General features: G+C 61.8%; 1 protein-coding gene. It reads right to left on the reverse strand.

The window, feature by feature from the left end:
* Positions 1-204, reverse strand: a 204-nt coding sequence (locus tag ACM6I5_RS22250; RefSeq protein WP_414884733.1) for a hypothetical protein, incomplete at both ends; no start/stop codon positions are given.

Raw genomic sequence — 204 nt, forward strand, 5'->3', positions numbered from 1 at the left:
CACGTTGCCGCTGACGACGCCGCCTTCGGTTACCGAGGTCGCGTCTGGGTTGGCGTCCGGCGTGTCATCGACGATGTTGACGTTGATCTGGCCGGTCGCGGTGCTGCCGTCCGTATCGGTGGCAACAACGTCAAAGTGCTCGGAGATGCTGTTGGCACCGCCAGCGTTCGGGTGATCGCTGTCGTAATTCAGGGTGTAGCTGTA

The organism is Pseudomonas sp. IT-P171 (assembly GCF_949767765.1).
Lineage (GTDB): Bacteria > Pseudomonadota > Gammaproteobacteria > Pseudomonadales > Pseudomonadaceae > Aquipseudomonas > Aquipseudomonas fluorescens_B.